General features: G+C 60.1%; 8 protein-coding genes. 6 read left to right on the plus strand and 2 right to left on the minus strand.

The genetic code is table 11. The annotated features are described in order from the left end of the window. Positions 1 to 46 precede the first annotated feature (46 nt). The 6 genes from FHT79_RS27980 (at position 47) to FHT79_RS28005 (ending at position 5,414) form a co-directional block, all read left to right on the plus strand. The gene (locus FHT79_RS27980; RefSeq protein WP_047613534.1) at positions 47 to 1,480 is read left to right on the plus strand and encodes an extracellular solute-binding protein; all 1,434 of its coding nucleotides are present in this window, start codon (positions 47 to 49) and stop codon (positions 1,478 to 1,480) included. 97 nt (positions 1,481 to 1,577) lie between these two features. Continuing rightward, complete coding sequence (locus FHT79_RS27985) at positions 1,578 to 2,453, plus strand: sugar ABC transporter permease (protein WP_047613532.1); 876 nt, start codon at positions 1,578 to 1,580, stop codon at positions 2,451 to 2,453. Between the two features lie 4 nt (positions 2,454 to 2,457). After that, the gene (locus FHT79_RS27990; protein WP_028756848.1) at positions 2,458 to 3,294 is read left to right on the plus strand and encodes a carbohydrate ABC transporter permease; all 837 of its coding nucleotides are present in this window, start codon (positions 2,458 to 2,460) and stop codon (positions 3,292 to 3,294) included. A gap of 4 nt (positions 3,295 to 3,298) precedes the next feature. After that, the gene (locus FHT79_RS27995) at positions 3,299 to 3,505 is read left to right on the plus strand and encodes a DUF2160 family membrane protein (protein ID WP_183904543.1); all 207 of its coding nucleotides are present in this window, start codon (positions 3,299 to 3,301) and stop codon (positions 3,503 to 3,505) included. Between the two features lie 109 nt (positions 3,506 to 3,614). Next, positions 3,615 to 4,676, plus strand: coding sequence for a sn-glycerol-3-phosphate ABC transporter ATP-binding protein UgpC (gene ugpC, locus FHT79_RS28000; protein ID WP_028756846.1), 1,062 nt, complete (start codon positions 3,615 to 3,617; stop codon positions 4,674 to 4,676). Positions 4,677 to 4,688: 12 nt separating this feature from the next. Continuing rightward, the gene (locus tag FHT79_RS28005) at positions 4,689 to 5,414 is read left to right on the plus strand and encodes an SDR family oxidoreductase (RefSeq protein WP_183904544.1); all 726 of its coding nucleotides are present in this window, start codon (positions 4,689 to 4,691) and stop codon (positions 5,412 to 5,414) included. Positions 5,415 to 5,417: 3 nt separating this feature from the next. Here FHT79_RS28005 and FHT79_RS28010 read toward each other — a convergent pair whose 3' ends face one another. Further along, entirely contained in the window at positions 5,418 to 5,675 is a 258-nt protein-coding gene (locus FHT79_RS28010; RefSeq protein WP_183904545.1) for a hypothetical protein, read from the minus strand. 330 nt (positions 5,676 to 6,005) lie between these two features. After that, a partial coding sequence (locus tag FHT79_RS32245; RefSeq protein WP_281414285.1) for a calcium-binding protein occupies positions 6,006 to 6,792 on the minus strand: 787 nt, incomplete at its 5' end.

The raw sequence follows: 6,792 nt of genomic DNA on the forward strand, positions 1-6,792 counted from the left end.
CAAAGCACCGGCGAAATGATCTCGCTGCACTCTGGGAGGATTGGAAATGAACTATGCTTTGAAGGCTAGCGCGCTTGCGCTGACGCTCGGCCTCGCCGCCACCGCTTCACCGGCCTGGGCCGACTTCTGGTCCGACGCGGGGGCTAAATACAAGGGCGTGACCCTGCACGGCGTCACCGAAAGCACCCCGCCGTCGAACTACATCAAGAACGTGCTTGCTCCGGAATTCGAAAAGAAGACCGGCATCAAGGTCGACATCGAGACGACGTCCTGGGATCAGATGTACGACAAGGCCATCAAGGACATGGAAGCCAAGACCGGCATCTATGACATGGTCTACATCGAGCAGGACATCATCTACTCCTATCTCGCCAGGAATTTCCTCGTCGACATCACTAAGACGCTGAAAGACCAGCCGGATCTGAAAGCGCCGACCTACGACGATGCGAACTTCACCAGCTTTGCCGACTACTTCAAGGACACGAGCGGCGATCTCTTCGGCGTTCCGATGGAAGCCTTCCTGAAGACCTATCTCTATCGCAAGGACCTCTTCGACGATGCGAAGATCAAGGAAGCCTTCAAGAAGGAAACCGGCAAGGACCTGAAGCCGGCGACGACCCACGAGGAGTACACCCAGATTGCCGAATTCTTCACGAAATACGGCAAGGACAACGGTCTGGAGCTCTGGGGCACGACCGCTCAGGCCCATACCGGCCATCCGGCCTCCTGGTATGAATTCTTCGAGTCCATCGTGCCGACCTTCGGGGTCTACAATTGGGGCATCGACGCCAAGAACAATTATGCGGCGACGGTCGAACACGGCGGTTCGATGAACGGTGACAAGGCGAAGGCCGCGCTGAAATATTGGCTGCACCTGCGCGACATCGCTCCTCCGGAATCGACCCAGTCAACCTGGACGGAAACCGCAACGACGTTTGCCGCGGGCCGTGTCGCCCAGGGGCTGATCTATGGTGAGAATGCCGCGTGGATCGCCAGCGATCCGGCGCAGTCGAAGGTGGTCGGCCAGGTCGGCTTCGCTCTGCCGCCGCTCGAGCCGGGCGTATTGGATGATGCGAAAGCCGGAAAGGGCTATATCGGCTACTATGATGGCGGCGCCTTCGGCGTGCCGGTCACGTCCAAGAACAAGGAAGCGTCGCTGCTCTTCCTCGAATTCATCGGTCAGAACGAAGTTCAGCCCGATTGGGCCATCGCCGCACCGCGCATCACCAACACGGCGACGTTCGACGATCCGAAGGTGAAGGAGATGGACGCCAAGCTCGGCGGCTTCTACACAATGCTGAAGGACGAGGGCAAGCTCTTCGCCGGCGCTCCTCCCTACCCCTTCCATGCGCAGGTGCGTGAAGCGACCGCTCCGATCTTCTACGACATCCTGACCGGCAAGATCGGCCCCGATGAAGGCCTCGACCAGATGGCGGCCAAGGCCGAAGAGGAGCTCACCTCGCTCGGCTATCGCAAATAAAACATCCTCCCCAACTGACGGGTCGTTTCCTGCGACCCGTCATCTTTGCGCTCCAGGTGGAGCGGACGTCCACATAACGTTCAATGGGGGATAGGCGATGCATTCGCAGAAGCTCGGGTGGCTGTTGCTGTCACCGACCATAGTGATCCTCGGACTGTTCGGGATCTTTCCTTTCGTCTACGTCCTCTGGGTCTCTTTCCATTCATGGAACCCGTTCGCGGCCAATCCGGGCATGATCTTCAACTGGGCTGAGAACTATCGGCGGCTGGTCTTCGACCAGCAGTTCCTGGCATCGCTCGGCATAACCCTGGCATTCGTCTTCTTCGCGGTCGTGTCGGAGCTGGTCCTCGGCTACATCCTCGCCCAGGCGCTGCTCAAGGACTTTCCCGGAAAAGCGGTGTTTCGCACGATCCATACCCTGCCGCTGATCATGGCGCCGATCATCGTCGGCTCTGTCTGGAAGCTGATGACCACGCCGTCGATCGGCATCATTCCCTATCTCCTCCGAAGCTGGTTCGGCTACGATCTGAATATCGGCCAGAGTGCCGTCGCGGCCTTCACCGTGACGGTCATCATGGATATCTGGCACTGGACGCCGCTCGTCACCCTCTCGCTGATCGCCGCCCTCGTCTCGCTTCCGTCAGACCCCTTCGAGCAGGCGCAGATCGACGGCGCCGGCAAGAGCCAGATCTTCTGGCACATAACACTCCCTTTGATCCGCCCGGCCCTGCTCGCCACGGTGTTCATCCGGCTGATGGATGCGCTGCGCACCGTCGACGAAGTGCTGATGCTGACCGGCGGCGGTCCGGGTTCATCGACGCGCTACATCGGCGTCCATATTTTCCGGGAAGTCTTTCCCAAGACGAATTACGGCTACGGTTCGGCGATCTCCGTCATCGTCCTTTACCTCACCATCGTCGTCTGCTGGCTGCTCTATGTCGGCTTGATTGCGCCCCGCGTGAAGAGAGGTTGACGCGATGAAGAACCAGACCCCCTGGCTTCCGGTCGTCCTGTGGACGCTGATAAGCCTCGCGACGCTTTTCCCGATTTACTGGCTGTTCGTCATATCGGTGAAACAGCCCTTCGACCTGTTCTCGACGCCCGACGTCATTCTCCGGAGCTTCTTCTGGAAGAACTATCAGGACGTGCTGACCAATCCGACCTTGCGCGGCTACATGCTCAATTCGCTGATCATCTCGTCAGGCAACGCGCTGCTCGTGACGACGCTCGGCTTTTTTGCCTGCTACGCCCTGACGCGCTTCGAGCTTGCCGGCAAGGAAAGTATCTTCTTCTGGACGATCACCAACCGCATGGCGCCGCCGGCAGTCTTCCTGCTGCCGCTCTTCCTGCTGCTGACGCAGGTCTACAGGATCGGCGACTTCTCGCTCGCCGATTCCCGGCTCGGCATGATCCTGGTCTACTGCTCCTTCAACCTTCCCTTCGCAATCTGGACGCTGCGACCGACCGTGGAAGCCATTCCGAAGGAGTTGGACGAGGCGGCCTATATGGATGGCGCCAGCCCATGGGTCGTCCTCTACGACATCGTCTTCCCCCTGGCACGGCCCGGACTTGCGGTGACGCTGATCCTGACCTGGGTGTTTGCATGGAACGAATATCTGCTGGCGGCGACGCTCACCAATTTCAATGCGCGGACGCTGACCACCGGCCTGTCGGAATATGTGACGACCACGGGAACGGCCTGGGGCATCATGGCCGCGATCTCAATGCTGACATTGGTTCCGGCGCTCATCGTGTTTTCGGTGGTCCAGCGTCACATCGTTGCCGGCCTGACCTTCGGCGCCGTGAAAGGATGAAGCCATGACATATCCGTCAGGAAATGGTGAACGCAAGCCGGGCTTTCTGCCGATCGAAACGAACTGGTTCGACCGGCTGTTCATCTCGATTGTGATCTGGGTCGCGCTCTCGCTGTTCTGGATGCGGTTCATCGAGCCGTTCGGGCTTTCGGTATGGTTTGCGGCAGCAATCTCGGCAGTCCTCGGCGCCTATCTCGTCTGGAAGGGATGAGCCGATGAATTTCCGTCAACACCATCAAGACACGACAGCGCCGCGCGTCTCATCAGACGCGCAAAGGATGCTGCCGCACTTTAAATTGCTGCTTTAGGGAGGAACGACTTTGGCAAATGTACAGGTGAGCGACGTCACCAAAAGGTATGGCGCACTCCAGGTCATGCACGGCGTCAGTGTCGACATCGAGGACGGCGAATTCGTCGTGCTGGTCGGCCCATCCGGATGCGGCAAGTCCACCCTGCTGCGGATGATCGCCGGTCTTGAGACCGTCAGCGGCGGCGACATCCGGATCGGCGGCCGTGTCGTTACCAACGCTCCGCCGAAGGAGCGCGACATCGCGATGGTCTTCCAGAGCTATGCGCTCTATCCGCACAAGACGGTCGCCGAGAACATGGGCTTTCCGCTGAAGATGGCCAAGCGCCCCAAGGCGGAGATCGACGAGAAGGTCGGCAGAGCTGCCGAGATCCTCGACCTGACGCGTTATCTCGACCGCTATCCGAAGCAATTGTCTGGCGGACAGCGTCAACGTGTGGCGATGGGCCGCGCGATCGTGCGCGATCCGAAGGTCTTCCTGTTCGACGAGCCGTTGTCGAACCTCGACGCCAAGCTTCGCGTCACCATGCGCGTCGAAATCAAGGAGCTTCACCAGCGGCTGAAGACCACCACCGTCTACGTCACGCATGACCAGATCGAGGCCATGACAATGGCCAATAAGATCGTGGTGATGCGTGACGGCAGGGTCGAGCAGATCGGCAAGCCTCTCGATCTCTACGACTTCCCGGTCAACCTCTTCGTCGCAGGCTTCATCGGCAGCCCATCGATGAACTTCCTGCAGGGCCGCATCGCGACCCGCGACGGCAGGAAGGTCGTCGTCACCGACCAGGGTATCGCCCTTCCCATGGGAAGTACAAATGCGGACGAAGGAAGAGCCGTTACCTACGGCATCCGGCCGGAGCATATCACCATCGGCGATGAAGGCGTTCCGGTCGAGGTCTCGGTGTTCGAGCCCACGGGTTCGGAGACATTGATCTTCGGCCGCACGGGAGGCGTGCCGATCGACGCCCTGATCCGCGAGCGCATCGAAGTCGATCCCGGACGGACGATGTACTTCCATATCGATCCCCGGCGTGCGCATATCTTCGATCGGGAAACAGGCCAGAGACTGTAAGGGAGGCGATCCATGGAGTTCACAGGAAAGACGGTCATCGTGACCGGTGCCGGAAAAGGCATCGGACGCGAAATTGTAAGGATGCTCATCGAACGGGGTGCGCAGGTCGTCGCGCTGACCCGGAGTGCTGCCGATGTCGAAGCGCTGCAACAGAAATCCGGCTGCCGGGCCATACAAGTCGATCTCGCCGATGCCGATGCGACCAGAGAGGCTGTCATCGCTGCCCTTCCCGCCGATTTCCTCGTCAACTGCGCCGGCACGACCGAACTCCAGCCGTTCCTGGATACGACAGTCGAAGCATTCGACCGACTTGTTGCGGTCAACACCCGTGCTCCGATGATCGTGGCCCAGGAATATGCCCGTTCGCTGATCAAGGCGGGCCGCAAGGGCGCCATCGTCAACGTCTCGTCGGTCGCGTCCTTCGTCGGCATCCCCGATCACGCTGCCTATTGTGCGTCGAAGGGCGGGTTGGATGGCTTGACGCGGGTCATGGCAAAGGAGCTTGCACCGCACGGCATCCGCGCCAACGGCGTCCACCCAACGGTGACGCTGACCCCCATGGCGGTGAAAGCATGGAGCGATCCCGAGAAGGCCGCGGGAATGATGAAGCGAATCCCCGTCGGTCGCTTCGCCGAACCGGCAGACATCGCCGAGGTCGTTCTTTTCCTGCTCTCCGATCAGGCTGCCATGGTGAACGGGATATCGATGCCGGTGGACGGCGGCTACATGATTGCCTGAAGTTCAGGACGAACGCGTCGTACGAGCCTGCGATTGCAATGGGGGAAGCGGCGACTTTGACCGCCGCACCAAGCGGCGCAGCTCATCCTGATCAATAAAATGATCCGTTACGCCGGCCTCTTTATCTGGATGACTGAAAACAAGACCCTCGGAATCCTCAAGCTTCAGAGCTTGCTCCGTATTCATGATCCCCAGTGCCTGGCGCTCGTACCCGGACTCGAGCGCCGCCTCGACGATGGCTTTTCTCTTGGGCATGTCCATGTCCTCCGTTCCTCAAAGGGTAACGGACGGTCGGAGTCGCGGTTCCGATCAGGGCATCACGATATGAGACCCGTTGAAACGAAAGCCTCGCCGATACACGGCCCGCCATCGCGCGGGCCGCGCTGTTTTTGGCTCTCGCTACCACGTTTGGCGCTGCCACCAACGTTGAGACAGCTCCCCAATATTGGCGCCGCCCAGCTCGGCGAGGCGTCTTAAGCACCTGACTTATGACGGCCTTCAACCAAGGACCCAGGTTGCGGCACGCCGCCGCAATAATCTCGGCCCACTCCTCCTCGGCAGAAGGTTCCGCCGGGGAAGTCCGAGCGAAGGTCACGCAAACTGGAAATCCGTCGACTCCAGGCTCGATACGGCGACATTCTTCAACGTTATGGTGTTGTTGATATCCGCGGTAACGATTGTATCGCTGCCAGACTGACTGGATGCGGCAAGAAGCGACGCCCAATCGGCAAAAACGCTGTGATCGATCCTGATGGTGTCATGCGCTGTGCCGGTCGCCACGAAATTCGTGATCGTATCGTGGCCCCAGTTCGGCAAATAGATGAAAAAGTCCGCTGCCGCCCCACCGATGAGAATATCGTCGCCGGCACCACCGGTAAGCGTGTTGCCCCCGTTACCGCCGGTGATCGTGTTGGCGGATGCATTGCCGGTGCCGGTGAAGGCCGCCGTTCCGTTATAGGTGAGGTTCTCGATATTGGCGCCAAGCGTATAGCTTGCCAGGTTCGTGCGAACCGTGTCGGTCCCCTCGCTGGCGTTCTCGGTGACGCTGTCGCCGACATTGTCGACGGCATAGATGTCGTCCCCCGCTCCGCCGATCAGCGTGTCGGCACCGGCGCTGCCATTCAGCGTGTCATTGCCGTCGCCGCCGGAAAGCGTATCGCTGGCAGCGCCCCCGATGATAAGGTTGTCCAGCGAGTTGCCCGTTCCGGCAAAGGCTGCCGTTCCGTTATAGGTGAGGTTCTCGACATTGGCGCCAAGCGTATAGCTTGCCAGGTTCGTGCGGACCGTGTCGGTCCCCTCGCTGGCGTTCTCGGTGACGCTGTCGCCGGCATTGTCGACGGCATAGATGTCGTCCCCCGCCCCGCCGATCAGCGTGTCG

Origin of the sequence: Rhizobium sp. BK212 (assembly GCF_014197475.1) — a bacterium.
GTDB lineage: Bacteria > Pseudomonadota > Alphaproteobacteria > Rhizobiales > Rhizobiaceae > Rhizobium > Rhizobium anhuiense.

Excerpts from the sequence above, each read along its gene's own strand:
- FHT79_RS28005 (WP_183904544.1), top strand. The coding sequence starts at position 4,689 with ATGGAGTTCACAGGAAAGACGGTCATCGTGACCGGTGCCGGAAAAGGC.
- FHT79_RS28010 (WP_183904545.1), bottom strand. The coding sequence starts at position 5,675 with ATGGACATGCCCAAGAGAAAAGCCATCGTCGAGGCGGCGCTCGAGTCC.
- FHT79_RS27980 (WP_047613534.1), top strand. The coding sequence starts at position 47 with ATGAACTATGCTTTGAAGGCTAGCGCGCTTGCGCTGACGCTCGGCCTC.
- FHT79_RS27990 (WP_028756848.1), top strand. The coding sequence starts at position 2,458 with ATGAAGAACCAGACCCCCTGGCTTCCGGTCGTCCTGTGGACGCTGATA.
- FHT79_RS27995 (WP_183904543.1), top strand. The coding sequence starts at position 3,299 with ATGACATATCCGTCAGGAAATGGTGAACGCAAGCCGGGCTTTCTGCCG.
- FHT79_RS27985 (WP_047613532.1), top strand. The coding sequence starts at position 1,578 with ATGCATTCGCAGAAGCTCGGGTGGCTGTTGCTGTCACCGACCATAGTG.